Source organism: Streptomyces sp. NBC_01237 (assembly GCF_035917275.1).
GTDB lineage: Bacteria > Actinomycetota > Actinomycetes > Streptomycetales > Streptomycetaceae > Streptomyces.
This window is the reverse complement of record NZ_CP108508.1, coordinates 31,982-58,275: the sequence shown is the minus strand read 5'-3', so window position 1 is coordinate 58,275 and position 26,294 is coordinate 31,982. Positions and strand designations below refer to the sequence as shown.

The 26,294-nt window shown below is 68.2% G+C and carries 27 protein-coding genes and 3 pseudogenes; 9 read left to right on the top strand and 21 right to left on the bottom strand.

Annotated features, from left to right (window positions below; translation table 11 throughout):
• Positions 1 to 526: 526 nt before the first annotated feature.
• The gene (locus OG251_RS00330) at positions 527 to 1,513 is read right to left on the bottom strand and encodes an NADP-dependent oxidoreductase (protein WP_442818289.1); all 987 of its coding nucleotides are present in this window, start codon (positions 1,511 to 1,513) and stop codon (positions 527 to 529) included.
• A gap of 48 nt (positions 1,514 to 1,561) precedes the next feature.
• Here OG251_RS00330 and OG251_RS00325 point away from each other — a divergent pair, with 48 nt between their 5' ends.
• Positions 1,562 to 2,134 carry a TetR/AcrR family transcriptional regulator gene (locus OG251_RS00325; protein WP_326674896.1) on the top strand — a complete coding sequence of 191 codons (573 nt, stop codon included), beginning with the start codon at positions 1,562 to 1,564 and terminating at the stop codon, positions 2,132 to 2,134.
• Between the two features lie 443 nt (positions 2,135 to 2,577).
• On the opposite strand, the gene OG251_RS00320 is transcribed toward OG251_RS00325, so the two are convergent.
• The 6 genes from OG251_RS00320 to OG251_RS00290 all read right to left on the bottom strand — a co-directional run bounded on the left by OG251_RS00320 (position 2,578) and on the right by OG251_RS00290 (position 9,194).
• On the bottom strand, positions 2,578 to 3,252 hold the full coding sequence (locus OG251_RS00320; protein WP_326674894.1) for a hypothetical protein: 675 nt from the start codon (positions 3,250 to 3,252) through the stop codon (positions 2,578 to 2,580).
• Positions 3,253 to 3,683: 431 nt separating this feature from the next.
• The gene (locus OG251_RS00315) at positions 3,684 to 4,016 is read right to left on the bottom strand and encodes a helix-turn-helix domain-containing protein (RefSeq protein WP_326674893.1); all 333 of its coding nucleotides are present in this window, start codon (positions 4,014 to 4,016) and stop codon (positions 3,684 to 3,686) included.
• Complete coding sequence (locus OG251_RS00310; protein WP_326674891.1) at positions 4,013 to 4,378, bottom strand: site-specific integrase; 366 nt, start codon at positions 4,376 to 4,378, stop codon at positions 4,013 to 4,015. Before OG251_RS00310 ends, OG251_RS00315 begins: the two co-directional genes overlap by 4 nt.
• Before the next feature lie 12 nt (positions 4,379 to 4,390).
• On the bottom strand, positions 4,391 to 4,891 hold the full coding sequence (locus OG251_RS00305) for a hypothetical protein (protein ID WP_326674890.1): 501 nt from the start codon (positions 4,889 to 4,891) through the stop codon (positions 4,391 to 4,393).
• Positions 4,892 to 6,831: 1,940 nt separating this feature from the next.
• Positions 6,832 to 7,986 (bottom strand): oxygenase MpaB family protein, encoded by a 1,155-nt coding sequence (locus OG251_RS00295; protein WP_326674886.1) that lies wholly within the window; start codon positions 7,984 to 7,986, stop codon positions 6,832 to 6,834.
• An 830-nt stretch (positions 7,987 to 8,816) separates the two neighbouring features.
• Positions 8,817 to 9,194 (bottom strand): ATP-binding protein, encoded by a 378-nt coding sequence (locus OG251_RS00290; RefSeq protein ID WP_326674884.1) that lies wholly within the window; start codon positions 9,192 to 9,194, stop codon positions 8,817 to 8,819.
• 1,427 nt (positions 9,195 to 10,621) lie between these two features.
• Between OG251_RS00290 and OG251_RS00285 the strand changes: the two genes are divergently transcribed.
• Positions 10,622 to 10,942, top strand: a complete 321-nt coding sequence (locus OG251_RS00285; protein ID WP_326674883.1) for a MerR family transcriptional regulator — start codon at positions 10,622 to 10,624, stop codon at positions 10,940 to 10,942.
• 179 nt (positions 10,943 to 11,121) lie between these two features.
• Here the strand turns inward: OG251_RS00285 and OG251_RS00280 are convergent, their stop codons facing one another.
• Positions 11,122 to 11,304 (bottom strand): hypothetical protein, encoded by a 183-nt coding sequence (locus OG251_RS00280; protein WP_326674881.1) that lies wholly within the window; start codon positions 11,302 to 11,304, stop codon positions 11,122 to 11,124.
• Positions 11,305 to 11,662: 358 nt separating this feature from the next.
• On the opposite strand from OG251_RS00280, the gene OG251_RS00275 reads away from it, so the two are divergent.
• Positions 11,663 to 12,067: a hypothetical protein gene (locus OG251_RS00275; protein ID WP_266933299.1), complete on the top strand. Its 405-nt coding sequence runs from the start codon at positions 11,663 to 11,665 to the stop codon at positions 12,065 to 12,067.
• Here OG251_RS00275 and OG251_RS00270 read toward each other — a convergent pair.
• A protein-coding gene (locus OG251_RS00270; protein ID WP_442818403.1) for an IS5 family transposase occupies positions 12,032 to 12,801 on the bottom strand; the annotation gives its coding sequence in 2 pieces (ribosomal slippage) (positions 12,032 to 12,534 and positions 12,534 to 12,801; 771 coding nt in all). The genes OG251_RS00275 and OG251_RS00270 overlap by 36 nt on opposite strands.
• Before the next feature lie 171 nt (positions 12,802 to 12,972).
• A complete protein-coding gene (locus OG251_RS00265) occupies positions 12,973 to 13,425 on the bottom strand; it encodes an iron chaperone (RefSeq protein ID WP_326674878.1) in 453 nt (150 codons plus the stop codon).
• Between the two features lie 234 nt (positions 13,426 to 13,659).
• Here OG251_RS00265 and OG251_RS44865 point away from each other — a divergent pair.
• Positions 13,660 to 13,728: pseudogene (locus OG251_RS44865) on the top strand (TetR/AcrR family transcriptional regulator); the annotation flags it as partial.
• A gap of 30 nt (positions 13,729 to 13,758) precedes the next feature.
• Positions 13,759 to 14,178, top strand: a complete 420-nt coding sequence (locus OG251_RS00260; RefSeq protein WP_326674876.1) for a TetR-like C-terminal domain-containing protein — start codon at positions 13,759 to 13,761, stop codon at positions 14,176 to 14,178.
• Positions 14,179 to 15,066: 888 nt separating this feature from the next.
• On the opposite strand, the gene OG251_RS00255 is transcribed toward OG251_RS00260, so the two are convergent.
• The 4 genes from OG251_RS00255 to OG251_RS00245 all read right to left on the bottom strand — a co-directional run bounded on the left by OG251_RS00255 (position 15,067) and on the right by OG251_RS00245 (position 18,272).
• Positions 15,067 to 15,201: a hypothetical protein gene (locus OG251_RS00255; protein WP_326674875.1), complete on the bottom strand. Its 135-nt coding sequence runs from the start codon at positions 15,199 to 15,201 to the stop codon at positions 15,067 to 15,069.
• A 178-nt stretch (positions 15,202 to 15,379) separates the two neighbouring features.
• Complete coding sequence (locus tag OG251_RS44860) at positions 15,380 to 16,033, bottom strand: helix-turn-helix domain-containing protein (RefSeq protein WP_442818402.1); 654 nt, start codon at positions 16,031 to 16,033, stop codon at positions 15,380 to 15,382.
• Positions 16,034 to 16,745: 712 nt separating this feature from the next.
• Positions 16,746 to 17,554, bottom strand: a protein-coding gene (locus OG251_RS00250; RefSeq protein WP_442818288.1) for an IS5 family transposase whose coding sequence is annotated in 2 segments (ribosomal slippage) — positions 16,746 to 17,219 and positions 17,222 to 17,554 — 807 coding nt in all. Because the reading frame shifts where the segments join, the coding sequence is not laid out codon by codon here.
• 595 nt (positions 17,555 to 18,149) lie between these two features.
• Positions 18,150 to 18,272 (bottom strand): hypothetical protein, encoded by a 123-nt coding sequence (locus OG251_RS00245; RefSeq protein ID WP_326674873.1) that lies wholly within the window; start codon positions 18,270 to 18,272, stop codon positions 18,150 to 18,152.
• A gap of 246 nt (positions 18,273 to 18,518) precedes the next feature.
• Here OG251_RS00245 and OG251_RS00240 point away from each other — a divergent pair, with 246 nt between their 5' ends.
• Together OG251_RS00240 and OG251_RS00235 are read left to right on the top strand one after the other, a co-directional pair.
• Positions 18,519 to 18,719, top strand: a complete 201-nt coding sequence (locus OG251_RS00240) for a hypothetical protein (protein WP_326674872.1) — start codon at positions 18,519 to 18,521, stop codon at positions 18,717 to 18,719.
• A gap of 415 nt (positions 18,720 to 19,134) precedes the next feature.
• Positions 19,135 to 20,274: a pentapeptide repeat-containing protein gene (locus OG251_RS00235; protein ID WP_326674871.1), complete on the top strand. Its 1,140-nt coding sequence runs from the start codon at positions 19,135 to 19,137 to the stop codon at positions 20,272 to 20,274.
• A gap of 251 nt (positions 20,275 to 20,525) precedes the next feature.
• On the opposite strand, the gene OG251_RS00230 is transcribed toward OG251_RS00235, so the two are convergent.
• Positions 20,526 to 20,801 carry a hypothetical protein gene (locus OG251_RS00230; RefSeq protein ID WP_326674869.1) on the bottom strand — a complete coding sequence of 92 codons (276 nt, stop codon included), beginning with the start codon at positions 20,799 to 20,801 and terminating at the stop codon, positions 20,526 to 20,528.
• 184 nt (positions 20,802 to 20,985) lie between these two features.
• Between OG251_RS00230 and OG251_RS00225 the strand changes: the two are divergent.
• A pseudogene (locus tag OG251_RS00225) lies at positions 20,986 to 21,911 on the top strand (IS110 family transposase); the annotation flags it as partial.
• Between the two features lie 59 nt (positions 21,912 to 21,970).
• On the opposite strand, the gene OG251_RS00220 reads toward OG251_RS00225, so the two are convergent.
• The 3 genes from OG251_RS00220 to OG251_RS00210 form a co-directional block, all read right to left on the bottom strand.
• Entirely contained in the window at positions 21,971 to 22,378 is a 408-nt protein-coding gene (locus tag OG251_RS00220) for a hypothetical protein (RefSeq protein WP_326681102.1), read from the bottom strand.
• A 575-nt stretch (positions 22,379 to 22,953) separates the two neighbouring features.
• Positions 22,954 to 23,364, bottom strand: coding sequence for a DUF6069 family protein (locus tag OG251_RS00215; RefSeq protein WP_326674868.1), 411 nt, complete (start codon positions 23,362 to 23,364; stop codon positions 22,954 to 22,956).
• Positions 23,361 to 23,972, bottom strand: coding sequence for a TetR/AcrR family transcriptional regulator (locus OG251_RS00210; protein ID WP_326674867.1), 612 nt, complete (start codon positions 23,970 to 23,972; stop codon positions 23,361 to 23,363). Before OG251_RS00210 ends, OG251_RS00215 begins: the two co-directional genes overlap by 4 nt.
• Positions 23,973 to 24,275: 303 nt before the next feature.
• On the opposite strand from OG251_RS00210, the gene OG251_RS00205 reads away from it, so the two are divergent.
• Positions 24,276 to 24,503 (top strand): hypothetical protein, encoded by a 228-nt coding sequence (locus tag OG251_RS00205; RefSeq protein ID WP_326681535.1) that lies wholly within the window; start codon positions 24,276 to 24,278, stop codon positions 24,501 to 24,503.
• Here the strand turns inward: OG251_RS00205 and OG251_RS00200 are convergent.
• The 3 genes and pseudogenes from OG251_RS00200 to OG251_RS00190 form a co-directional block, all read right to left on the bottom strand.
• Positions 24,502 to 24,642: pseudogene (locus OG251_RS00200) on the bottom strand (IS110 family transposase); the annotation flags it as partial. The gene OG251_RS00205 and the pseudogene OG251_RS00200 sit on opposite strands and share 2 nt — an antisense overlap.
• Positions 24,643 to 24,883: 241 nt before the next feature.
• The gene (locus tag OG251_RS00195; protein WP_326674866.1) at positions 24,884 to 25,237 is read right to left on the bottom strand and encodes a hypothetical protein; all 354 of its coding nucleotides are present in this window, start codon (positions 25,235 to 25,237) and stop codon (positions 24,884 to 24,886) included.
• 931 nt (positions 25,238 to 26,168) lie between these two features.
• Entirely contained in the window at positions 26,169 to 26,291 is a 123-nt protein-coding gene (locus OG251_RS00190) for a hypothetical protein (RefSeq protein ID WP_326674865.1), read from the bottom strand.
• Positions 26,292 to 26,294 lie beyond the last annotated feature (3 nt).

The following is a 26,294-nucleotide window of genomic DNA, read 5'->3' as shown; positions in this document are numbered from 1 at the left end:
GCAAGCACGGCGGACGGCCCCCGGTCATCACCGACGACACGGTCCACACCGTGCTCCGGCGCCGCGCGGGCGGCGAGTCCGTCGAACAGATCCAGCCCGACCTCTGGATCGCCACCGGCAAGCGCGCGGGGAAGACCCCGTCCGTCGCCAGCATCTACCGGGCACTCGCCGAACACGCCACGCGGGGAGGTGTACACCGAAGCCGTCAAAGCCACGCACACCGACTTCGCCGCCCTCCAGGGCAGCGAACTCCCCGGACCCCGGACGCAGCCGCAGACCGTGTGGTGACCAAAGATCATCCCGTGGCCCCTTTTGGGCTTACCTCGGCGATACCCCAAGGTCCCCGTAAGTTCGCGGAAACTGAAGGCTCTTCAGCGGGAACCCGAGGATCCAGGGACGCCATTCTCGGGGGTCGACTCGTGGGTTCGCGGCGAACACACGGGTGCGGCTTCGAGGTCGGCCTGGAAAAGAGGCCTGACCCCGCTCCTTGTCGATGTGGTCTCGCCTTGTCAGGCCGGCAGAGCGATCACAGGACGAGCATGAGCTTGCCGCCGGGTCGGCGAGACTGGCTGAGCTCGGCCGCTTCCTGGATCTGGTCGAGCGTGTAGGTGCGGGCGACCGGTACGACCAAGATGCCTTCGCTGGCGAGCCGGGCGAACTCGTCCATCTGCTCATAGCGGATCTCGGTGGTGGTCCGGACGCCCAGCTCGGCCGCGGCGGCGAAGTCCGAGACGGTGAGGACACGGTCGGGGTCCCCGGTCAGCTCGATCAGCGTCGGCAGTGAACCGCCGGCCGGGCTGGGCTGGTCGGCGCGGTCGATCCGGCCGCCGGTCGGCGCCGCGTCGAGGGCACGATCGATGTGGCCTCCGGATAGTGCCATGACGCGTTCGGCCATGCCCTCGCCGTAGGCAGCCACCTGGGCGCCGATCCCTTCCAGAGCTGCTGCCCGGGTCTGCCCGGCGGTGGCTATCACCCGAATACCCCGGTGCAGCGCGAAGCGCACCGCCGCCTCACCCACGGTGGTGCCCGCGCCGTGGACGAGCAGCAGCTCACCCGGCTGGATGCCGAGGTCGTCGAGCGCGCGCCACGCCGTCTCGGCCGCCATCGGCAGCGCGGCGGCCTGCTCGACGGTTACGCCGTCGGGGATACGTGCCCAGGCCGGCATCAGCGCGTACTCGGCAGCACCGGCCGTCGGACCGTCGAAGGTGGCCGGGCCGAACACGCGGTCGCCGGTCCGGACGCCGATGACGCCCTCGCCGAGCGCGTCGACGGTGCCCGCGATCTCGAGGCCGAGCCCGCGCGGCAGCGGCGGCAGATGGTCGGCGAGGAGACCGTCGACAACGTGCCAGTCGGCCGGTGTCAGGCCGCACGCCCGCACGGCGATCCGGATTTGACCGGGTCCCGGCTCCGGCTGTTGGACGTCGCGGAGCACGATCACGTCTGGGGACCCGAACCGGTCGAACTGAAGAGCCTTCATGACGATCTCCCGAGTGATGACAGCATCTGTTGTCATCGACAGTATCATCGTGACAACAGATGCTGTTGTCGTATCCTGGTGGGTATGCCGAGATGGGAATCCGATGCACAGGGCCGGCTCGAGCGCGCGGCGCTCGAGCTGTTCGAGACACAGGGGTACGAGCGCACCTCGGTCGCGCAGATCGCGGGCGCCGCCGGCCTGAAGGAGCGCTCCTTCTACCGATACTTCCCCGACAAGCGGGAAGTCCTCTTCGCCGGTAACGAACTCGAGGCCCACCTCGTCGCCCAGGTCGAGGCGACCGACCCGGGCCTCACGCCGATCGAGGCGCTGCTGACCGCGCTGGGAACCGCCGAGGAGATCTTCCGCCCGCGCGAGTTCCTGCTGCGCCGGGGAAGAGTGATCGCCGCCAACCCGGCACTGGCCGAGCGCGATCTGATCAAGCTCGCCGACATCGCCGACGCGCTGGCGCCGGCGCTCGAGCGCCGCGGCGTCGAGCCCGGCACGTCACGCTTCATCGTCGACGTGGTGCTGGCGATCCACCGGCGCGCCATGCCCCGCTGGCTAGCCGAGCCGGACACCACCCTCGCTCAGCTCATGGCCCAGGCCGCCGCCGAGCTGCGTGAGGCGGTCGCGCTGCCGGCTCCGACGGCCCGCTGAGTCGGCCCACGACTCCCGAAGCTGTCCACAACAGACACGACGGTGTCCCGTCCCGGGTCGGCCGGCATGGCTCCTTTTGGGCTCACCTCGGCGATACCCCGGGACCTCCGCGAGTTCGCGAAAACTGAAGGGTTCTCAGCCGGAACCCGAGGGTCGGGTGCCTGGATTGTAGGGGTTGGACCCGTCGGTTCGTGGTGAAGTCGCGGGGCGGATTCCAGGTCCTGCTTCAGGAGAGCGCGGGCGGAGTTCGCGTACCGGATCGCGGCCTTCTCGCTGAGGCCGAAGACTTCAGCGAGGTGGAGAGGGTCGGGGCGTGAGCGAGGGCTTCTTCGAGCTGGCGGTCCATGCGGAGTCGTTCCAGGGTGGCGGTCTGGCGATGCAGTGCTGGCCCGGCGACCGAGCTCTTGCCGATGGGGCCGGTTCCCAGCGCGGTGTGTTGTTGATCAGGAGGTGCGGGTTGGCGGTGTCAGGCCAGCGGCGGCGCCCGAACTCCAGCCATTCCCGGGCGATGTGGAGGGTGAGCTCATCCAGTCGGCGGGTGCGGCCGTCGACGGACAGGCGCTGATTGCCGATGTCGAGGTCGTCGAGTTGGAGGCGCGGATCGCCGCAGGTCGTGCTGCGTGGACGGCGGCGAGGGCGAGGATCAGCCGGTCGGCGGGGCGAGTGACGGAGGCAATGGAACCGTTGATGTGCTCAGGCTCCAGGGGCTGAATGACGCCTTCCTCGCGCTGGCCGACCCGGATGCGGCTGGTCGGGTTCTTAAAGATCGTGCCGTTCTTCTTGGCCCGGCCGAACAGCGACCGGAGGGCGATGATCGTGGTCTGCCGCTGTGAGCCCTGCACGGTTTCGAGGTGGGTGAGCACGTCGTCGCGGGTGACTTCGCGCAGGTGGTCGTAACGGGCTGACCATTGCAGGAGCACGGGCCGGATCCGGTTGAGGTAGTTCCAGACCGTCGCGGCATGGCGGGCCCGGGAGCGAGGGCCGCCATCGTGCAGCAGCCGGCCCCAGTCTCCGACGTCGCGGGCGATCCCGGTGGCGAGACCGTCGAGCTTGGACTCCAGCCACAGCTCGAACGACGACGGCCGGTCGTCGAGGAACACGCCGATATGGTCGAGCACCTCTGTGGTCCGCTATCGCTGGCCCGCCCCGTGAGGTCTCGGCGGGCCTCGAACAACGCGAGCTGGCACCAGACCGCGGACGGAGGGGGTGCGGCCGCCGGATCGGGTCGCCGGGGTCGGCCCCGGCGACCGTTCTTGACCGCCGATGGCTTGGGACGCCGGTCCCAAAGTGCCGTCAGTCCGTAGAAGAACAGCTGCTGGTGGCGGAGGTGAGGCAGGAAGGGCTCCGGTTCGGCGCCAGTCGCGGCGGCTTCCGTTCTCGCCCGGACCCAGCACAGACGGCAGTACTCCTCCCGCAGGGGCATTTGGCGCGTGCAGCCGGCGCACAGGCCTGCCCTCCAGCGGCGTGCGAACGAGGAACACGTCGAGCATCGCGGCTCGAAGAATCGCCCCCAGGACAGGCAGTCCGGGCAGGAACTTGGGTTCATGGTTTACATCGGAGGAAGGGACCGACCATCACGGCGGCGAGGAACCACCGCCGGGGCCGGTCCTGAGGAGCCGGTGGCCGCTTGTTGGACATCGGTGTCCTGGCCGGGGCGGGTGACTTTCTGCGGTTCGGGGATCAGCAGATCGCCGATCTCGCAGCCCAGGACGACGCAGATCACGTCCAGGTCCTCCAGTTTGAGGGAGACCGGCTGCCCGGACCACAGCCCGGACATCTTGCCCGCCGAGATGACCAACCCGTGCTCGGCCAGGCTTCGTTGGAGCTCGGACGCCTTCCAGATGCCCTTGTTCGCGGCGGTCAGCCGCAGGTTCCACCTCATCGGATCAGCCCTTCCAGCCGCTTCGCGGCCCGCTTTTGCCCTGCCGGCCAAGCATCTTCGACCCGGGTCTGCTGCATATGGACGTACCGCATCGTCGTGCCAATCCAGGAATGCCCCAAAACCTCCTGGATCGAGATCAGGTCGAGCCCGTTCAGATAGAGCTGAGACGCGCAGAAGTGCCGCAGGACGTGCGGCGTCAGCTTGTCGGTCCAGCTCGGCAGGTGGAGCTTGATGGCCTCCGCGAGGCCATCGCGCAGGGCATCGTCACCGACCCGCCGTGAGGAGCCGTCGGCGCTCTTGCGCTCGGAGGGCAGCAGCGGGGCACCGGGGCGGGTGTGGTCGTCGCCGAACTGGCCCCACACATCCTCGATGAACTACCGCAGGGTCCGGCCCGCACCGTTGATCAGTGGCACCATCCGCTCGCGCGGGCCCGATCCGCGCTTGCCCTTGCCGTAGCGGACTTGGAGCTTGCCGAACCGCCCGAGGTTCCACTTGATGTCATCCAGGTCCAGCCTGCGGGCCTCGTTCACCCTCAGCCCCACCTCGGACATCAGCTTCGAGGCGGTGTAGTTCCTAGCCATCGGGGCGAACTTCCGGCAGGTGGCCAGCTCGCCGGCCCAGCCGGTGAACAGCTGCCCGACTTCGGGCTCCTGCGGCGGGATCCGTAGTTGGGCGTCCTTCGCCCCGCGCGGCCGGTTCGTCTCGTCGATCGGGCACTCGACAACCCGGCCGGTCATCCGGTGCAGTTCGACCTTGTGCCATAACTCCAGGAACGTGAAGTACGTGGTCAGCGCCTGCGACCGGGCAAGCCGGGTGCCGCTGGGCGAGTTCCGCAGCACCTTTCCGAAGTACGCGTCCGCGTCGCCGGGCTCCATGTCCCACAGCGGCGGCCGAACCGCGTCCGCACCTGTTCCAGGTGACCGACGTCCCCGCGGATGGTGCCGTCCGTCAGACCGGCCGACGCCCGCGCGAGCACAAACCCGGCCAGCGCGTCGGTCTCGAACTGCTCCAGCTCCTCCGCCGAGACCGGAGCCCGCACATCGCGGAGATCCCGCACGACCGCCAGTGCCGCCAACCCGAGCCCCCTCACCTTCAGCCGAACCGCAGATCGGTCGGACGAGATGAGAACGCTTCAAGAATCTCGAAGTTACGTCATCTGGCGGGAGAGCACACGAAGGAGGAAAAACCCCCTGGCCGCAGGGCTGGGGACTTAGTAAAGCTCAGGTGAACTCACGGGATGTCGCACAGTACACCGCCCCGGTTCCCGAAGGCGGTGGATCCGGGTGGAGGGCATCAGAGTTGAGGCTGGTGCGACTGGTGTGACGCGCCGGGGCAGCGGTCGCCGGGGACTGCGCCGGCCGGGCCGGATGGTTCGGGGCGGGCTTGGTGGAGAAGGAGGGAGAGGGGGCGCGGCAAGCCCCCTGCCGTCTGCGGGCCTGGCACAGCCTTTTTTCGTTCAGGGCTGTTCGGAGGCTGACCGGCGGCGTTGCCGGGGAGTGGGCGACCGGCCCGCTCCGGGGGCCGGATCGCCCGCCTGGGCACCAGGCATGTCTACGGGTGGCGTACGGCGGCGAGCATCAGGGGCGCGATGCCGGTCGGAGCCCTGGCGGCCGGAGGTAGGCGGGGCGGCCGCCAGGGCGTGACCGCAGGTCCCGGCCGGGGCTGGCCGGGACCACAGCCTGGCCAAGGTACGTCTTGGAAGCCAGGTCGTAAGGGCACGACGAGGCCCGGACTCCATCCTGTGGAGTCCGGGCCTCTCCCTCGGAAGCAAGGTCAGCCCTGCGAGTCCCCGGCGCCCTCACATGTCAGGGCGTCCGGGTTGCCCACCTGGATCACTCCGCCGGGGTGGGCGACGTCGCTGCCGCACGGAGACGCGACCACGGACGCGTTTTCGCCTTCAACCGTGAGGGTGTCTTTGTCGGCGGCGGCGCTACTGGCGCCGGACCAGAGAAAGGCCAGGGCCAAACCGGCAGTGACTAGAGCAGCTCGGTTACGCATGACTCCCCCTGAGTAGTTACTACACGTAACTACGAGTGTCACTCGTTGCCCCATCCTGGTGTGGATGCCACGCCCGCGCCTTGCCCACCCCCGAACGCAGCCAGCGGGGGCCAGGCTGCACCGTCTCCATACTTCACGGCCAACCGCCGAACCATCCGACAGTGCGGGGGCGGAATCGGTCGACTGCGCTCCCAGGCCAGGGCCCTCTGAGCTACTGCACTGGTGTGGACGAGGATTTCGATGCGTATGACGCCACCCGGGCACTGGTGCAAGGGAGCTGGCAGATTACCAGCCCCTGACCAAGACCCCGCCGACCGCACGAGACCCCGGGCGGTATGCCCGGGGTCTCGTGCTGTGCAGTGCCGTTCCGCCGGTTCAACGAGCGGGGACGGCCGGGTGTCACGCCCACTCCATCCCGAGCTCCGCGAGGGCCGGGCGCTGCGCGGGGGTGAGCCGGTCGCGTCGGCTCTTGGTGTTGCTGATGAATGCACCGAGTCTCACCAGGTGTTTCTGACCCTCGATGCCGACGGGCTCTTCGTGCTTTCTGGGGAGCGGGCGTACGTTGCCTTCCCGCTCGATCCACTGTGCGAGGGCGGCAGGCCGCGATGGAACGCCTGCTGCGCCTTGCCTGGACCCGTCGCCGCCGGGGTCGGAGACGGGGCGTCAGAGGACTTGATGCCCAGCGAGGTCAGCCGGTCCTGCTGCCCGGTGGACAGTTGCGCCCATGTGTCGGGTTCCTGCTGGCCGGCAGAGTCACTCGCCCGACTCATCGCACGCCGAAATTAGACCGGCAAGCTTAGGCCGGTGGGACCGGGGGTCAGCGGTTGTCGTTGAGTTCCTGGTGCATCTGGGGCTGGTCGTCCTGGTCGTGGGTGAGTGCGTACCTTTCGATGTCGTTGAACGCCTTCGAGGCGACTCCCAGCAGGTCCTTATAGGGGTTGACGCCGAGGGTCCGCTGGGTGGCTCCGCCGAAGAGGCCGCCGGCCGTTCCGCTGACGAGGCCGTGGCCCGCGGCAAGCGGCTTGCCCACGAGATCGAGGGTGCTCTTGGGTACGCCGGCCATGTCCGCGTACTTGTCGGTGAGCGCAACGCGGGTCAGCGCGATGTACGCGTCACTGGCCCCGGGCTTCAGAAGGTCGCGGTAGAACTTGAGGGCCTGGGCGGTCATGAAGACTCCGTCGTCGGTCTTCTGCCATTCCTTGTCCCGCTCCTGGTTCCACAGCCGCTCGGTCTCGTCGGCGTCCTTGGGCAGCTGCCACTTCTCCGGCGTGCCGAGGTAGTGGTTGACGTAGTGCCAGGCGCACATGAAGCCGCGGGCGTCGTCGGCGGAGACATCGATGCCGAGATTCCTCATGCCCTGCAGGATCTGAGTGCTGAAGATGCAGGCGGCGCCGGTGGTGTATTTCTGGGAGACCGGCTCGCCCCACTTGTCGTAGTCCCACTCGCCGCTCTGCTTGTGCAGTTGCCTGACCGAGGCGTGCACGAGGCGCACCTTCGTCACGCTGGCGGCCAGGGTCCCGTCGCGCATGGCGTTCTTGTCGCCCATGTCGAGGAACAGCCGGGAGGACTGCGACAGCCGTCGGCCCGGTCCATCGACACCTCCCAGGCGGCCGGTGGAGCGCAGGGTGAACGCTCCGGTGGGGGAGAGGTAGGTGCCGATGAGCCCGACGGTGCCCTGCAGCATCGACGCGGTGCCGTGATGGTGGCCGAAGAAGCCCTCGGCAGCCTTGACATCTGCCTCGCACCAGTCCGGCGGCGGGGCAGATGCCTCCCGCAGGAACTGCGCCAGCCGATCGGGAAGCCGTGACATATCCGTGTCGGGCTTGAGCGTTCCGATCGTCCGGAACAGCGCGTTGACCCCGTCGACCTCCCCGTTCCCGAGCAGATCGGACACAAGCGCGTCAGCCGCAGGATCCCCGACCCTGCTCGCGGCCTCCAACTCAGCCGCAGCCGTTGCCGATGTCAACGCCATATCAATACTCCTCATGTATTCACGTAATCGACCACGCGATAGGTGTTACCTGCGCACAGACGCGCTCCCGCCACAGGGGACGCCCTCCGCGCTCGGCAAGAAGGCCCTGAGCGCCCGTTCCCGAGGACTGAGCCCATCGCCGCAATCCGGGCGACGACATGAGCGGGAGAAGCTCGTGGGGCAAGATCACTGATTTCGATCTTGCCGCAATCGGCGCCCCGAAAGGGTCACCCGATAGGAGTAAGGGGGCGTGCGCCCCTGGCGTGAATCGGGGGGTGCGCACGGGTCACACTTCTACAGCTGCCCCGCCGCTTCTGCGACTCAGTCACGTTACGAAGGGAGACCGTCGAGCACCGTGGCAGATCATCCTCGCCGAAGCACAGCGCCGCCTGGACACGTCCTGCAAGGGCACCCTGTGCTGTGTGCAGAACCGGGCCCGCCTCGTCCGCGCGCTCTACGAACGCCTCGACTGCCTCCAACCGGCCCCGGTGACCGGACCACCTGAATCCACCCGCCTGCCGTCACTCTCGGCGCGTGGTCCTCATGGTTCTGCGAACCGGCGGCCGGGCCGCGCCCGGCCCGCCGGACCGGGTTCGTGGGCGTGCCCACTCTCGGGCTGCCCTTCAGGCTCCGCGGCCGGGGACGCGCATGGTGATGGCGATGAAGGTGCCCGGGCTGCGGTTGGACCATCACCGCAGTGACGCCTGGGCACCCGACACCTCCCTGACCGGCTGACCGGCCGGGGCGGCTGGTGTTTCCTGCTGCCGCGTGGGCTCCCGGCGCGTGGCTGATTCCCGGTGCGGTGAGGGCGGGGCGTTCGCCGTTGCGGGTTACCGGGGGAGGAAGGCGGTGACGGTCTTGCCGCCGGCTGCCTGGCGGGTGCGGGCGAGGTGGTTGATCATGGGCCAGCCGAATCCGCCGGTGCTGCCGGTCAGGTCGGGGGTGCGCATGCACGGGGTGTGTGGGCTGGGGTCGTGCACGGCGACTTCGATGCTGTCGGGGTGCGTGGTGAGGTTCAGGGTGCAGGTGCCGCCGCCGTGGCGCAGGGCGTTGGTGACGAGTTCGGAGACGACCAGGACCACGGTGTCGGCAGCCTCGGCTCCGATCGCCGGTGCGAGATCCTCGACGAAGTCCCGGGCTTTCCCGCGTGCGTCGGCGACGGATGTCGCGGAGTGGATGGTTACGGCGTCGATGCTCATGGTGTTCATCAGGTCACCCCGGTCTCTGGATCATCATGTCCGGTTCTGCCCGTCCGGGGCTTGTGCCCGGCCTGCGGCTCGTTAACCCGGCTCGCTCACGCGTTCCCTCACCGTTCGAGGCTGATTACCTCCCCGCTGTGCGCGCCAAAATCTGTGGTGGCCGGAGTAGACATCGGGTGGTGGTGTGGTTATGGTTTCTCTCGTAGCCGAGATCGAGCAGGGCCCGGCAGAAACGAACTGCCAGGCAGTTGTACCCGTAGTTGTAGTTCGCAGTGCGGTGCGGTGGTGGAGTTCCGGAGCCAGGGTTGTTGCGGGAAGGCGACGGGACTGACCCCGGACCGGGTGGCCCGCAGCTGTCAGGGGCCGCCGTGAGCAGTACCGCAGTATCCGCAGGTAGCAGTATCCGTAAGTGCAGTTCGCGGTACCCAGCAGTGGAGTAAACGAGTAGTTCCTCGGTGAAGGCGTCAGACTGCGGCGCGCGTGCCGGGAGGTTCGGCAGTGGGGTTCCAAGCCAGAGCGGATGCAGGACGGGCGACGGGGCTGGCTGCCGGAGAGTGTGGCGCTGTTTGAGGCCACCAGCAGTGCGGTGCGGTGGTGGAGTTCCGAAGCCAGGGTTGTTGCGGGAAGGCGACGGGACTGGCGACCGGACCGGGTGGCCCGCAGGAGTCAGGGGCCGCCGTGAGCAGTACCGCAGTACCCGTAAATGCAGTCCGCATTAACAGTGGTCCCTCGGTAAAAGGCGTCAGGCTGCGGGCGCGCGTGCCGGGAGGTTCGGCAGTGGGGTTCCAAGCCAGAGCAGACGCAGGACGGGCGACGGGGCTGGCTGCCGGAGAGTGTGGCGCTGTTTGAGGCCACCAGCAGTGCGGTGCGGTGGTGGAGTTCCGAAGCCAGGGTTGTTGCGGGAAGGCGACGGGACTGGCGACCGGACCGGGTGGCCCGCAGGAGTCAGGGGCCGCCGTGAGCAGTACCGCAGTACCCGTAAATGCAGTCCGCATTAACAGTGGTCCCTCGGTAAAAGGCGTCAGGCTGCGGGCGCGCGTGCCGGGAGGTTCGGCAGTGGGGTTCCAAGCCAGAGCAGACGCAGGACGGGCAACGGGGCTGGCTGCCGAAGAAAGAGTGGCGCTACCGCAGGCCACCGAGCAGTACCAGCAGTAGGTAAGTGAGTGGTCCCAGAGGGAAGAACGGAGGAGCCAGGCGCCATCAGGATCGCCCGGGCGGAAGTCTTGAGCCCGGGTACCGCAGGACATCGATAGTGAGGTGGTCTCCGGTCAAGCAACCGCGATCCCCGCAACCCCGCTTTCTCTTCCTGGTGGGCATGCGGAAACACAGAGCCGGCGTAGCCGATCAGGGCCGGCTGATGGTGTAGCAGTTCCTTCGGGGCCCGGGTGCCACATGGCACCCGGGCCCCTCCAACGCGTTCCACACAGAGAGGTGACATGACAGCAGACGACTCGTTCGGCCGTCTCGACGACGACGACTACCCCGCCTACACCATGGGCCGGGCCGCCGAAATGCTCGGCACCACCCAGGGCTTCCTCCGCGCCATCGGTGAAGCCCGCCTGATCACCCCACTCCGCTCCGCGGGCGGCCACCGCCGCTACTCCCGTTACCAGCTGCGCATCGCGGCCCGCGCGCGTGAGCTCGTCGATCAGGGCACCCCGATCGAGTCGGCCTGCCGCATCGTCATCCTGGAAGACCAGTTGGAGGAAGCCCAGCGGATCAACGCCGAATACCGCCGCGGTACCTCGAAGCCGTAGCGGCCTGCGGTGGTCGGAGAGCCGCGGGGCCCGCCCCCCACTGCCAGATTGATTCGCGGGTTGCGTGCCTTGCCCCTGATGGTGTTCTGACGCGGGCCCGGGGCGGCCACCGCGTGCCGTGTGCCCGCGCGCGAGGTGTTGGGGACGAGGACCAGGAGTACGACGTTGTCCGGGCGGGATCAGTGACGCGCGTCCGTTCCGGCGCGTATGAGCTGGCGGGTCCTGCGGACGCCGACGACCGCCGCGGTCAGCGCGACGGCCGTGACCACGGCGATCAGGAACGGGCTCTCGCACCTGGCCGCAGTGACGGCCGTGTAGACGAGCACGGCCCAGTCCGCCCAGGTCCGCTTCAGCCACGTCATGGGGTTCACGATCCCTCCCGGCGGGTGGGGCCGGTGCGCAGGGTGCGCCGCCCGGCCGGCCGTTCGACGGGCGGTACGGCGACGGCGTCGCCCAGGCGCTTGGCGGCGAGCACCGCCCGGGGCGCGGCGACGGCGCGCGCCGTCCGAAGCGGCGCCCGGACGGCGCGTCACATCTGCGACTGAGCAGCAGGATTTGCCACCTGCTCTGGTCAGCCTGGCGCCTCGACGTCGTGGGTGAAGGCGCGCAGCAGATGCTGTGCCAGCAGCGCCAGGCCGCCGGGCACGCTAAGAACTCCTAACGGAATGACATTTTGGGGTCGGCTCCTCGTCGTGGGATGCCGTCGGGCAGCATGGGGCGATGGACTTCGAACAGCCGTTGCCTCGCGAGCTGAAGGCTGTCGATTCGGCCTCGCTGTTCAGGCTGGAGGAGCGGGCGTGTGACCTCGGTCTGAGTCAACGGTTGGACCCGGCGTGGGTGCGCGCGAATGCGGCGCCTGACGGCACCCACTATCTGTGGCCGGCCCTGTGGCACACCTTGTCCCACCGCCCGGACGTACCACGTCACGTGCGGTGGGAACTGCTGATCACTCTGCGTACGGGAGACCGTGTGCTGAGCCTGCTGGATGTGATCCCCGACGACTTCGCCCCGCTGCCGAAAGTGACCTCACGCGAAGAGGGCATGCAGGTCAGGCGGCTCCTTGACCGTGCTCCTTCGGTGCGGGAATGGCTACTGCGGGAGGGGGAGGGCCCGGGCCGCCTGTGACAGGCGTCGCCAGCAGATGAGTGCGCACCCGAGAGTGAGGAAGGCTTCGTGGATGTCGTCGCGGATCTCCCAGCGGATCCGCAGGCGGCGGAACCAGTGCAGGTGGGCGAAGGCGCGCTCTACGACCCAGCGTTGGGTTCCGAGTCCGCAGCCGTGCTCGATGCCGCGTCTTGCGATCAGTGGCTTCACACCGAGCGCGCGGACGAGGCGACGGTATTTGTCGTGGTCGTATCCGCGGTCACCGAGCACGACGTCGGGGCGGTGTCGAGGTCTGCCGCGCTTGCCCCGTACGTGCGGCACTGCCTGGAGCAGTGGGATGAGCTGGGTGACGTCGTTGCGGTTGCCGCCGGTCAGGGTGACGGCGAGCGGGATGCCAGTGGCGTCCGTGATCAGGTGGTGCATGCTGCCCGTCTTGCCCCGGTCAATAGGGCTTCGTCCCGTCTTGGAGCCCCCTTTAACGCCCGGATGTGGGAGCCGTCGACGGCCGCCCGCGAGAAGTCCAGCGCGTCCGCGCTCCGGAGTTTGGCCAAGAGTGCTTCATGGAGCCGGGGCCACACGCCGACCTCGGTCCACTCGGCCAGGCGGCGCCAGCACGTCATGCCCGAACCGAAGCCGAGCTCCTGCGGCAGGTGTTCCCAGGCGATCCCGGTGTGCAGCACGAACAAGATGCCCTGAAACACCTGCCGGTCCGGATGCCGCTTCCGCCCCGGATGCCGGTACCGACGCTCAACCATCGGCAGCAGCGGCTCGATCACCGCCCACAGCTCGTCATCGACATCCCACGGCTTCCGCCGAGCCACTGCGCACCCCTAAATCAACGGCCTTGGAGTGATCCAACCACCTTGAAGATCATTTCGTTAGGAGTTCTAAGGCGCCGCAGGCCCAGCCCGTTCATCGGGCGCACCTCAACTCACGGCCTGCTTCACGAGCGCACCGATCCGCGCCTCCACCTCGGCCCTCACCTCGGTGAGGGCGAAACCGGCCGCCCACATCGTGCCCTCGTCCAGCTTCGCCTGGTCGCTGAACCCGAGCGTCGCATAGCGCGCCTTGAACTTCTCCGCGCTCTGGAAGAAGCACACGACCTTGCCGTCCAGTGCGTAGGCGGGCATCCCGTACCAGAGCTTCGGCGCGAGGGCCGGGGCGCTGGCCGTGATGACGGCATGGACCCGCTCAGCCATGATCCGGTCCGAGTCCTGCATCTCGGTGATCTTCGCGAGCACGTCCCGCTTCGCCTCCGCCGCCTTGTCCGCGCGCGGGCTGCGGCGGGCTGCCGTCTTCAGCTCTTGGGCGTGGTCCTTCATCGCGGCCCGCTCCTCGGCCGTGAATCCCTCGTGCGTGCCGCTTTCGGTGCTGCTCATGGCAGATCTCCCTCTGGGGTCTGATGTGTTGGATCTAGGGCGCGTGGGTGGCGACGTGCCGCCACATCCGACATCGGCACGCGACGTGCCGATCGAGTCCGAATGCTGCGCGCAGCCCTCCACATTGTCAACGGCACGCCATGTGCCGTTAGGGTGGCGGCATGACCGACACGCCCGCCACGCCGAGGCGCCGAGGCGCCGCGCGCACCGAAGCGCTGCTGCAGGTAACCCTCGATCTGGGCTGCGGAGGTCGGATACGCGGGTCTGAGCATCGAGGCGGTCGGCCGAAAGGCCGGGGTCGGAAAACACACGATCTACCGGCGCTGGCCGTCCATGTCGGCGCTGCTGCTGGATGCGCTCAGCCGCGTGTGGATCAGCGACCTGGACTACCGCGACACCGGGAACGTCCGCGCAGATTTGCGCGAACAGTTCCTACGCTCGGGCCTCGCCCTCTCCAGCCCGCCGATCGGCCCCGTCTACCGCGCAGTCATCGCCGAGGCGCAGGCCGATTCAATGCTGCGGGCGACCCTCCACGAGCGATTCCTGGTCACCGCCGAACAGAGCACCCTCGACCGAATCACCCGCGCCCAGCGCACCGGTGAACTGACCGCGGAAGCGAATCTGGAATTCGCCGCCGAGGTGCTGTGCGGCACGCTGTACTACCGCAGCCTCCTGTCAACCCGCCCCATCGACGAGCACGCGGTCGACGGACTGCTGGACATGTTCATGGCCGCCTACGGAACCAGCAGTTAGGACTCGACCGCCCAAGTCGGACCTACTCTCCCGATCCGAGGACCGTACAGGTCGCAACCGCACAACAGGGCGAAGGCTCTCTGATGCGGCACTAGAGCTGGCACCAGCCACGGCCCCACCTTGGTGATCAGCCATCAAGCAGGGTGGGCTTGTCCGGCCCCGGTTGCGCATGCCTCGCTCCGCAGGCTCCCTGACGGCTGCTCAGCGCCCTTTCGGAGCCGTCAGGGGCGCCCGGAGGGGGTGCAGAAGGATGGCTCCACAGTTGTCTGCACAGGGGACCGTGGGTTGCACCGGAGGTACTGCCGGAGGTGTGAACCCCTGTTTCGGCTGTCCGCCCGTTCACGCAGGTCAGACCGTGCGGGCAAGCCGGTTCCGCAGACCGACACATCTTTCTCCGCGATAGCCGGAGGAGATGTCGGGTCAGGATTTGGGTCAGCGGCGGGCTGGGGCCGTGGCCGGTGCGGTGCGGTTCAGGAGATCCGTCATGTGCTCGGCAGCCGTCATCAGCCGCTCCGTGTGGCCGGGGTTGTCGGCCGCCTCGCGTCAGGCGGAGTGGGAGAGCAGGCGGGTTGCGTGCGCGAGTGCGCCCCGTAGCTCCTCGATGTGCTGGAGCAGGGAAGCGGTGGGCTCGCCGCGGTTGGTGCGGTCGGTCTCGGTCATGGGTCGGATCCTCTCGCGTGAGGGCGGGCATGGTGTCGGACAGCAGGAGACCCTGGACGGATGAGCGCCCAGGGACTCCGTGCGACATGACGTGACGTCTATCCCGACCGGGTTCAACGACCGGCCATGCCTGGTGTCACGCCCATTGCGCCCCGGGTCCCGGGGCGCAATGGGCCGGGCGGTGGCACCCGGGTGCCCTGCGGTAGCCGCAGGGCAGCAGAGCGCTCGTCAGGCCGCGTCCTCGTCCTGGGGCCAGACCTCGTCTAGGAGGGGTTCGGCGCAGTTGCATGATTCCGGGTTGGCGAAGGTCGGGTACATGCAGTCGTCGTGGTGGTCCTGGCCGTCGTGCACGGTCTCGGTCACGCGGGTCCTCCCGGTGGGTGAAGTGGTGCGGTACTCCCGCACACCGCCCCGATGCCCGAAGGGGGGCGGATCCGGGCGGAAGACAGCAAAGTTGAAGCTGGTGTGACGGGTGTGACGTGCCGGAGGGTTTACCGCATCGGAGTGCGGTGACGGGTCCGGCTGCGACGGATTTCCGGGATCAGGGCGTCGAGGTGCGACGCACCGGTCCCGGTGTCGGTGGTGGGGGAGGGCGGTGCCGGCCCGCGGCTCCGGGACGGACGGGCGGTGACGCCTGCCCGGCGGGTCCGCACCTTGGAGGTGGTGTACCGGGCGATGCGTATCCACGAGGGAGTTGTGTGCGGCCGGCGAAGAAGTCGGTGAAGCAGCTGTCGTGGCCGGTGCCCCCAGCCAACGTCGCCCGATCGGCAAGGGGACGCAGTTGTCCGGGAGTGCGGCCGGCCAGCGCGCGGAAGTCCCGGTTCATGTGCGCCTGATCGTGGTAGCCGCTGATGGCCGCGAGCTCTGCCAGGGATTGGTAGCCGTGAGACGGAATCTTGAGCGCGTACTGGAAGCGGATGATCCTGGACAGAGTCTGCGGCGGGATGCCTATGTACTCACGGAACAGGGTCTGGAGGCGGCGACTTCCCCGGCCGGATCTCTGAGTCAACTCTCTCGTGGTGAGGGCCCCGTGGTTGGACCACAGAGCATGCCACGCCTCGATTACAACAGGCGGCACGGGAGGGCTGTCGACCAGCTGCTTTGTCAGGGTGCTGTTGATGATGGCCCACCGAGTGTGCCAGTCCGGAGCGACGGCGATCCGCTCAGTGATCCTGGCAGTCCAGCCCGCACCCATGACGTCGTCGGGGTGCAGTACCGCGTCGGCAAGGTGGTGCAGAGGCAGGCCCAGACACATGTGCGCACCGAGAGGGGTGAATTCAACTTCGATCGCGTATCCGGCCCCCTGGTAGCCAGCCAGGAAGGGAGCAGACTGCGGGCCTGCAAGCATCGAAGACCAATGTTCCACCGCCCCAGACCGGTTGGAGCCGCCGTGGATATGTAGCGGCTCCCCCCATCCGAGAAGAAGAGTCACCCTGGCAGCGGGAAGCGTGACCCTCGGCGGCTGCGCTCCGGGCGTCCGGTATCCCGGTATCTGATCAGCTGGCTGCGTAACCCTGCTGGTGGCCGTTGCTCCGCGTTCTCTCCGCGGTCCTCCAGCGCCATCGGCCCGTCCTCTCGTCACTCGGGCACGCTGGCCGCCACCGGGAAGCAGGGCGGACAAGTGCGCTTTCGTACAAGAAGCCGGTCGGCCTCATACGTCATTCTTAGCAAGCACAAGGGCTGCGGCTGAGGCCTCAACCGGACAACCAATCAGAGGGTGTGTTCTCGTTCTGGCCGGCCGCCGCAGTCACCAAGACACGCAACGCCAGTCAGCGTTGAGGAACTAGCTGAGATCGTTCCCGCTGGCGGCAAGCTATGTGGTATCACGCGACGACCCGGAAACTCTGGGCCGCGCTGGAAAGGAGACATCATGCGAATCTGTCGCGCCCTTAGAGCTCGTAACACGATCATGAGTGGGTCTTCTTGAGGCGTCTGAAGCAGATCAGGCTGCAGGCGAGGGAGACGAAGGCGTCGTGGAGTTCGGTGCGGCGTTCCCAGCGGACTGCGAGGCGCTTGAAGTGGTGGAGCAGGGCGAAGGTCTGCTCCACGACGTAGCGGAGCTTGCCGATGCCTTTGATGTTCGGTGATCCCTTGCGGGAGATGACGGGCAGGATTCGCCGGCGACGGAGCTCGTCACGGTTGGGGTTTGAGTCGTATCCCTTGTCGCCGAGCAGAGCCTCGGGCCGTCTGCGGGGCCGGCCGGGGCGTCCTGCGACGGGTGGGATGCCGTCGACCAGGGCGAGGGTCTGGGTGACGTCGTTGACGTTGGCCGCGGTCGTGATCACCTTCAGCGGAGTGCCACGTCCGTCGCAGATCAGGTGGTGTTTGCTGCCCGTCTTCCGCCGGTCGACCGGCGACGGACCGGTGTCGGCGCCCCCCTTTTCGCGCGGATGTGAGAACCATCCACGCATGCCCGCGACCAGTCGAGCTCGCCGGCCGCGTTCAGCTCAGCGAGCAGGACCCGGTGCAGCCGGTCGAAGACCCCTGCTTTCTGCCATCGCTCCAGGCGGCGCCAGCACGTCTGCCCCGAGCCGAACCCCAGCTCCATCGGCAGGAGTTGCCAGGCTATGTCGTTGTAGAGGACGAACAGGACGCCCTGCAGGCAGAGCCGGTCCGACACCGGCCTCGGTCCCGGCGACCGTTCCGGCCACGGAGGCAGCAACGGCTCGATCAACGCCCACAACCCATCGTCCACGATCCACGGTCGAGTACCCACACCTCACGAACGGCCGAATCATCACACCGGTCACGGCCTACCAGGGCATCTCAACAAGATCGTGTTACGAGCTCTTACGGGGACAGCCATCGGAGTCGTTCTCGCCATGGGCGCCATTACCGTTCCCGCTCATGCAGCACAGCCCCAGACCGCCACACAATCGGCCAACGTCCTGACATCAGCCACGAGCCCGGCTAAAGAGTCAGCCTATGCTTTTGCGGGTGCTTATTTGACCTTTGCCGCATGCGAGGTGGCGAGAGCAGGGCGTCCGGGATCGGCGAACCATCCATCGTACTGCAGCCCGTACGGAGCTATGTACTATCTGTTCATTTGGGTCTGAGAAGCTATTCTCGAACCCTTCAGCTGAATCTCGCGGAAAATCTGCTAGGGAGCTACCCGCCTGAAACGGCGGGTAGCTCCTTTTGTCGATCATTTAGCTGAACAAACACCAGAAGGCGTGGCAGCGATTCGGTTCTATGAAGCCGAGGCCCCGGTGCGGCACGCGCTGTGGAGGGTTTCCGGAAGCGGCGGCGGCTCCAGCGGTGACGACTTGCTCCGGACCCGCCTTACCGGCCGCAGGGCAGCAGAGCCCCCGTCAGGCGATCTCCTCCTCCCGTTCCGAGAGGAGGACACCCTCGCAGCGGCACGGCTCCGTGATGGACTGCGCGTACACGCAGTCCTCGTGGTGGTCCTGGCCGTCGTGCACGGTAGCGATCACGCGGGTCCTCCTGGTGGGTGACGTGGTGCGGTACTTCCGTACACCGACCCGGTTCCCGAAGGCGGCGGATCCGGGCGGAGGACATCAGAGTTGAGGCTGGTGACTGGTGTGACGTGCCGGGGGAGGGTGGCCGCCGAGGGCGGTGCGGGCCGGGCCGGAGGCTCCGGGACAGTCGTGGTTCATCGTCCTCCCGCTTCCTGGCTGGATTGCTCACCTGTGGGGGTGTCTGCCTCGTACGGTGAGGTGGTGGACGACACGACGGCCGAGGTGGAGCTGTACGGCGGGCCGCTCGATGGGTGGGTGGTGCCGGTGGGCACCAGTGATCCGGATCCCTGGACCGCGATCACCAGCGACTACGGAGAGCACCCCGGCGGCCGGTCCCTGTACGCACCCGAGACGACTGGCCGGTGGCGCTGGGTCCGGGACCTGCGGCCGGAGGAGATCTGATGGGAGAGCAGCCCGCCCCGGAGCCGGGCGATACCGCACGCCTCGGTCAGCTGGCGGCCCACTGGAGGGAGGCACCGCCGGAGATCCGGCAGGACATCCTCACCGCGGCCGCAGCGGTCCAGGATGCCCCGGAGCCCGGAGCCCGGAGCCCGGAGCCCGGAGCCCGGCGGCCGCGTCGCCCACCTGCTGGAAACACTCGGCCGCCTGAACCTCCCGGACACCCCGGACAGTGCCCCGTAGTGGCGGCGGCGCCGACAGCACGAGGAATCCCGGCCGCGCCCAGCAGGTCCAGAACGCCTGACCGGCCGGTGACCGGGCTCGGCGGCGAACACCGCCCGGTGCGGGCCGGGGAAGTGGGCCATCCCGCAGGTTCAACGGCTGCAACCGTCGGCTTCATTGCTTTGTCTTCATCGTCATGACGTCCAGGCGAAGGTCACGATCACTGAATGAACGGGAGCTGCGGCTGTGGAGGGTCGGCCGGACGCTGGCCCTCACCTTCGCCGCCGCGGTCCTGGTCGCGGGCGGCGTCTTCTACGGGCTGGTAGTGCTGCTGGACTTCCAGGAGATCGATACCACCGCGAAGCTCGACGCGAAGACACTCTTCGACCTGGTCAAGCTCTCCTTCGGCGTGGTCGCCGGGGCCGGTGCACTCGTCGCCCTGGTCGTCGCCTACCGCCGCCAACGCGTCGACGAGGCCGGCGCCCACCGCGAAGCCACCCGCCTCCACACCGAACGCTTCTCCCAGGCCGTCGACAAACTCGGATCCGACTCACCCGCCGTCCGGCTCGGCGGCGTCCACGCCCTGGCCGGCCTCGCCGACGACGCCCCCGACAACAACCTGCGCCAGACCTGCATCGACGTCCTGTGTGCCTACCTCCAGCTCCCCTACACCCCCGACCCCGGCAACGACCCCACCCACCAAGACGAACACCACCACTACCTGGCCCTCCGCAAGGTCCGCCACACCATCCTGCGCCTCATCAGCGACCACTACCAACGCCCCCGGGAAACCCACCGTTCCTGGCAAGGCTGCGACTTCGACCTCGACGGCGTCACCATCGACTGTGACATGGACTTCAGCGGGGCGACGTTCTCCGACGGACTGGTGTCCTTCGGCGGGGCGACGTTCTCCGACGGACTGGTGTCCTTCGGCGGAGCGACGTTCTCTGGCGGCATGGTGTTCTTCGGCGGAGCGACGTTCTCTGGCGCGTCGGTGTACTTCGAAGACGCGACATTCTCCGGCACGATGGTGCGATTCGACCGCGCAACGTTCTCGGGCGGTTATACGAACTTCGGCGGCGCAACGTTCTCTGGTGGGACGGTGTTCTTCGGGGGCGCGGTGTTCTCTGGCGGCACGGTGGACTTCAACGGCGCGGCGTTCTCCAGCGAGACGGTGTACTTCGATGACCTGACAGACAGAGCTACGTTCTCCGGGGCCAGGGTCTCCTTCAGGAACGCGTCAGGTTCGGCTCCCAACGGGCTTCTCGCTACTGTCGGCACACCTGTCCCCGCGGAAATCCACTTCCCTTCCATATGGCTGCCCCCGGTTCCATAACGCAGCAGGGACAAATGGTCGGCCGCACCCCCTGGCGGGCAGTTCGTCGTTGCGGGAGGGGCTGTCGCCCGTTCCGTTGGGTGTGGTGGTGTCGGACGGGCGCGGAGTGTTCAGGTCCGGCACCACCGTGATCATGCGTCTTGCGCGTCAGCTGATGCTGTTCGTGCTGCTGCCAGGGGGCGCTACACCCTGCAAGATGTGACTGTCATGGGAACGGTGTTTCTGATCCGCACGCAGCCGCTTTGTCGGGTCTACCCGGCGGGTGATGTCTCGTCGATGATCCTCAGGACGATGACATGGTCGCCCGGGACGGTGTGGGCCGTGTTGGTGTTCTGGGATGTCCACCAGTCGTCGCTGACAGGATGTCCGGCCCTGCCCCACTGGGTGAGGGTCAGTTCCTCGCCCTGGGTGAAGTGCCGGTGGACGGGCGGGTCCGCGGTGACGGCGGTGTGGTCGCGGATGATCCTGACGCGGGCCCGTACGTACCGGTCGCTGCGGGCGACGGCGGGCTCGGCCCTGTTCTGCATGGGGGTGGTTCCTCCGGTCGGTGCGGGTGTTCTTGTGCGGGGGCTTTCCCGCCCAACGTCCGGAGCGGCCGGGGAAGTGCCTGATTCGAACGGAGGATCCCGGGCACCGATGTCCGGGATCCCTCTGGCTCTCCCTTCGTGTTCCCATTGCCCCATGGACGAACGGCAGGCGATGGGGTGCCTGGACCTCTACCCGGGCGAGGCCAAGACCGACGCGAAGGACGCCGCGGTCATCGCGGACACCGCCCGCACCATGCCTCACACCCTGCGTTCGCTGGAGCTGACCGACGAGATCACCGCCGAGCTCACGGTCCTGACCGGCTTCGACCAGGACCTCGCCGCCGAGGCCACCCGGACCTCCAACCGGATACGCGGCCTGCTCACCCAGTTCCACCCGTCGCTGGAGCGCGTTCTCGGTCCCCGGCTGGACCACCCGGCCGTCACCTGGCTCCTCGAACGCTACGGCTCCCCGGCATCGCTGCGGAAGGCGGGCCGTCGCCGGCTCGTCGAGGCGATCCGGCCCAAGGCGCCACGCATGGCCGCCCGGCTGATCGACGATGTCTTTACTGCACTGGACGAGCAATCCGTCATCGTCCCGGGGACCGGCACCTCGACACCGTGATCCCATCCCTGGCCCGCTCGCTGGGAGCCGTCCACGAACAACGCCGGGCCCTGGAAGCCCAGATCAGCACCCTGCTGGAGGCCCGCCCTCTTTCCCAGGTCCTGACCTTGATGCCCGGCGTCGGAGTCAGGACCGCCGCAGTCCTGCTGACCACCATCGGCGACGGCAGCTCGTTCCCGAGCGCCGCGCACCTCGCCTCCTACGCCGGACTCGCCCCGACCACCAGACAGTCCGGCACCTCGATCCACGGCGAACACGCACCCCGAGGCGGAAACCGGCAGCTCAAACGTGCCATGTTCCTCTCTGCCTTCGCCTGCATGAACGCTGATCCGGCCTCCCGCACCTGCTACGACAAACAACGCGCCCGAGGAAAGACCCACACTCAAGCCCTCCTCCGCCTCGCACGCCAACGGATCAGCGTCCTGTTCGCCATGCTCCGCGACGGCACCTTCTACGAATCACGAGCCTCCGAAGCAGCCGTCGCATGACCAGCCCATCAACAGCCCGACTCGCCAGCACAACGATGCAGCAGCCGTCGGAGCCGTCGTCAGTGTGTTACGCCGCCCGCCCACGCCAAGATCTCCGCGGCGCCCTGACGGACAGCCGCCTCCCCGTCCCGAGCGAGCTGCACGCAGACTGCCGCGACGTCAGGCACACTGTCCGGTCCCGCCAGGACGTCATGCACCCCGGTCTGCATCCAGTCGGCATGGCTGTCGTCGGCTTCGGCGAGCGCCAGAGCGATGAGTCGCACCGCAGCCACCGTTCCCACCCGGGCCAGGGCCTCTGCCGTCTGACGGGTCACTGCCGTGTCCTCGACGTCCAGCAGCAGCCCCACCAGCGCTTCCGCAGCCTCAGGAACATCAGAAAAGGAAGCGAGGTCATGCCCAGCACGAACACGTTGCGACCAGGAAGGAGACGAGGCCCCATCCAAGGCCACCTCCACCCCACTCATCATCTCCGACACGACCAGACAGTCTCATGCCCCACGGCGAAGATCGAGCCGGGACCGAACGTGCCCACGCTTGACCAAACACGTAGGGGCACCCCCCTCACCGCAGCCGCCCCCCGGGCGATGAGATCTGCGGCCGGCGCATTACCGACCTGGGCGCGGTCCTGGAGCGCGCCGCCCCGCTGTTGGCCTTCTGCGCTGGCCGGGGCACGGCCAGCTTTTGCTCCCGCTCGATGTTATGGGCGAGCGCGGCGCCGCTCTATCCGAACACACGTTCCCTGCCCTACTGCCGACTCGGCCAGTTCGGCGGAGAGGGTGAGTTCCTGCGCGATTTCTTCCGGTGCCTCGTACAGCTGTCAGATCAGCTGTGCCGCGCGGTGGATGGCTTCCTGAAGCGTATGGCCGAAGCCGGGTTCGTAGCGTCTGACCAGCTGATTCGAAGCTGGAACGGCATCCCCTTGAAGTGTTTCCAGTTCTGATCCGAGGCGAATTCGGCACTCTGACGGTTATCCCCGGCCGCGCGACGCTTCGGCGGGGCTGTCTTTATCCCGTGCTGTTCGCGGCGTACCTGGTGCCGGCGGTCACCCCCTGGCGGTACCGGTTCCCGCCCCGGGGGACCTGCCGCCCAGCCCTGGGACCAGCACCGCCGCCACCGCCAGGTGCATCAGAGCGAGGGAGACCCGGGTGCCGCCGTCCATGCCGTCGCCGATGAACGGCAGGAAAGACACGGCCAGTACGGCTCCGGCCGCCCCGGTCCAGATGGCGCGGGCGCGCCGCGCACCGAACCGCTCCAGGGCGGCCAGCAGTCCCCAGCCGGCAAACGACGCGAGCAGTGCGACGACCGCCACGGGCACGGCGCCGATGTCGAGTGTCTGCTCGCCGTCGGCGATCCGCAGCCGGTGCCCCAGCAGAGGGTCCGCGACCAGCCACACCAGGACGGGGGCCAGGACAGTCAGGGCCGTCACTCCCAGGCGCCTTCTCCGGGCGCTCACTTGGCGCCCCCCGAGAGCGCCCCGTGCAGGAAGACCTCCACCAGCTCTCGCGGGGCCAGGTCGGGCTCGTCCTCCGTACGCGGCTGGGTGAAGAGCAGCCCGAAGAAAAGGGCCGCGATCTGCTCCGGCGGCCGGCGCAGGGCGGCCCTGTCGGGCTCCAGCAGCTCCGCGAGGGCCGCGCGGATACGGGCCGTCGACTCGTCGCGGCCCGCGCCGCGCACCGTGCCGGGGTGCTTGCCGCCGCGATGCCCCAGCGAGCCGAGGATCGCGCCCATCCTGGACATATGCGCCTGCAGCGCCTCGGCCGCCTCCGCGAGCCGGTCGGGCAGCGGCTGGGACACGTCGATCGCGTCGAGCTCGCGGACCGCGTGCTCGGGGGAGAGCGCCTCGGCGATGCAAGCCTGCAGCAACTCGTCCTTGTCGGCGAAGACCCGGAAGATCGTGCCCTCACCGATGCCCGCGGCACGGGCGATCTTCGCGGTCGTCACCGCCGCCCCGTACTCGGCGATCAGCGGGATCGCGGTCTGGATGACCATCGCGCGGCGCTCCTCCGGCGTCATCGCGGGGGCGCGGCGGCGGGTGGTCTGGTTGTCCTTGGGTGTTGTCATGGCCACCAGCCTGCGGAGTGAGTACTCACTCCGTCAATGAGTGAGTGCTCACTCCGTTTGTCTTTCCTTACTCGGCTGCTTGTCGGTGACGGCCCACCAAGATGCACAACTACGGCTGGAGGTCGCTGAGACCGCTGGCTGCTGTGAGTGGATCGGGAAGGTGCGTCCTGGTCTGAAGCGCGTGCGTGGGGGGCATAGGGTGGCAATCCGGGGAGACCCATCTGGTGGGGGTGGTGGCGGCGAATGATCATCGGGTGGCGGCCGGCCGCCGGCGACCGGGAGAAACCCCCGGGGTGAGGGCTGATGAAACCGAACACGCACACCGTTCTCCACGACCCGCACGGGTTCTTCGGAGCGGACTTACCCCTGGACCGCGCCCCCTACGAGCGGTTGGTCGCCGCGGTCCTGTCCTGGACCGACCCGACCACTCTCACCTCGCACGACTTCGAGCAGATCGCCCTGCAGCTGACCGGCCACGCCCGCGCCGTAGCCACCGACGTCCGGCGTCACGGGGATCCCCGGAGGGCGTGAGTACATCGCCGATGAGCTCCAACAGGACCGGCTCGTCGTTCAGGACCCGTCGCGACAGGAGGCGCTTGCCCCGGTCGTCGATCACCACACAATGGTGATGTTCCTTGCCGATGTCCACTCCGGCCCATATCTGGGGCACGGCCACCTCCGCCAGCTCGTCGTCTCACATTGGTCCCGGCAGACGACCTCGCCGACGTTGTCCTACGAAGCGATCAAGTCGCGTATCCCAACTAGCGGTCGAGTCGTCGTGGGGCTCCGGGCGGCCGAGTTCTTTGAGCCATCAAGCGGCGACAAGCTCACAGTCATACCCGGAACCCCTGGGCCGGCCTCCCCGATCCTACGAATGATCAGATCCGACCCGCTTGAAAGGTAGGACAAGCTCACCACTCTGGGACTGTGACCCCTGCCGCCGCGAACGGGTCCAGCAGCACCCTGTACTGCTCCTCCGTCAGTTTCGTACGCTTGCAGACAGCGCACGCGGCGATCGAGCAGGCAGGTTCGATGTCGAAGCAGAGTTCCGCGCGGAAGGCGTCCAGTTCGTGGGTGCGGCGGAGGAGAGCGGTGCGGACGGCACGTTCGATCGCGGAGTTCTCCGACGCGGAGACCCTGATCGCACGGCTGGCATCGCGGCCGCCCCGGCTCCAGCGGTCGAGGGACTCCTCGTACAGCGCGGCGAGCGCCGACGGCGGCAGAGCCGTGGACTCCTCAATAAACCGTGCAGTGGCTGCCTCCATGCCCCGCCCCTCCCCGATCTCGGCCAGGGCACCCACACTACGGCCCGGATCGGACAGCCCACACCAACCCCAGTACTACTGGGTACTCGTAGCCAAGCCGTCCAGCCGCTCGCTGCTTCGGTGCCTGGGTGGTAGGAAGGGCAGCGAGCTGAGCGCCATCCCGTACTGCCTGGCACACGACAAGCTGAGGAACAAACAGAGCGTCAGGCCGGGCACCCGGCCTCAGCCGTTCGCCACAAGCCCGACAGTTCCTCTCCCCGGCCCGCCCGGTGCCTTTGGACACCACGCCAGCGTAGAACCCAAGGGCTACTGAGGAGGTCCTACGGCGTCAGTAGCGGGCGTGAACGGGCAGCGGAGAGGCGAGATAGCGAGTGGATCGCGTCGCCGGCGTGGAGCGGCTCGGGCCCGCGGTGCTCCCACAGCCGGTAGAAGCTCCCTCGGCATCGTTGAATCCCAGGTGCCGGTCGCCGTGGGGGTTGATCAGGTGGGTGGTGAAGGGCAGATCGTTCGGGCCCGGCTGCCAGGGCTGCTCCGGCTGGCTCAACGTGTCCTTCGTCGGTGCTCGGCGATCACAACGATGCCGAGTCTCTCGGCGGCGGGCGGGGGCGGTCCGGGCTTTTGGCCGCTTCGTCCCGGGCCGGTAGAGCGCGACCACGACCAGGAGCACGGCGCCGACAGCACGAGACCCCGGGGTGATGATGCCCGGGGCCTCTCTGCGCAGTGCCGTTCTACCAGTTCAACGACCCTGCTACGGCCGGTGTCACGCACGCGGGCGGGCCGGGGCCCGCTCCGGCAGTTCGCTGCTTGTGCGGGGCGAGTGGGGCCCCGGCCCGAACGCCCACCGGCAGTCCCGGCATGGAGCGGTGCGTGGGGGTTGCATAGGGTTGCAATCGGGGGAGATCCATCCGGTGGGGGTGGTGGCGGCGAATGATCATCGGGTGGCGGCCGGGTAGCTGGCGACGTCGCGGACACCGGCGAACCAGCCGTCCTCGAACCGCGGCTCGGACCCGTGCGGGGGGCTGCTCTCGGAGATCCAGGTGTGGGCGCCGGCCACCGC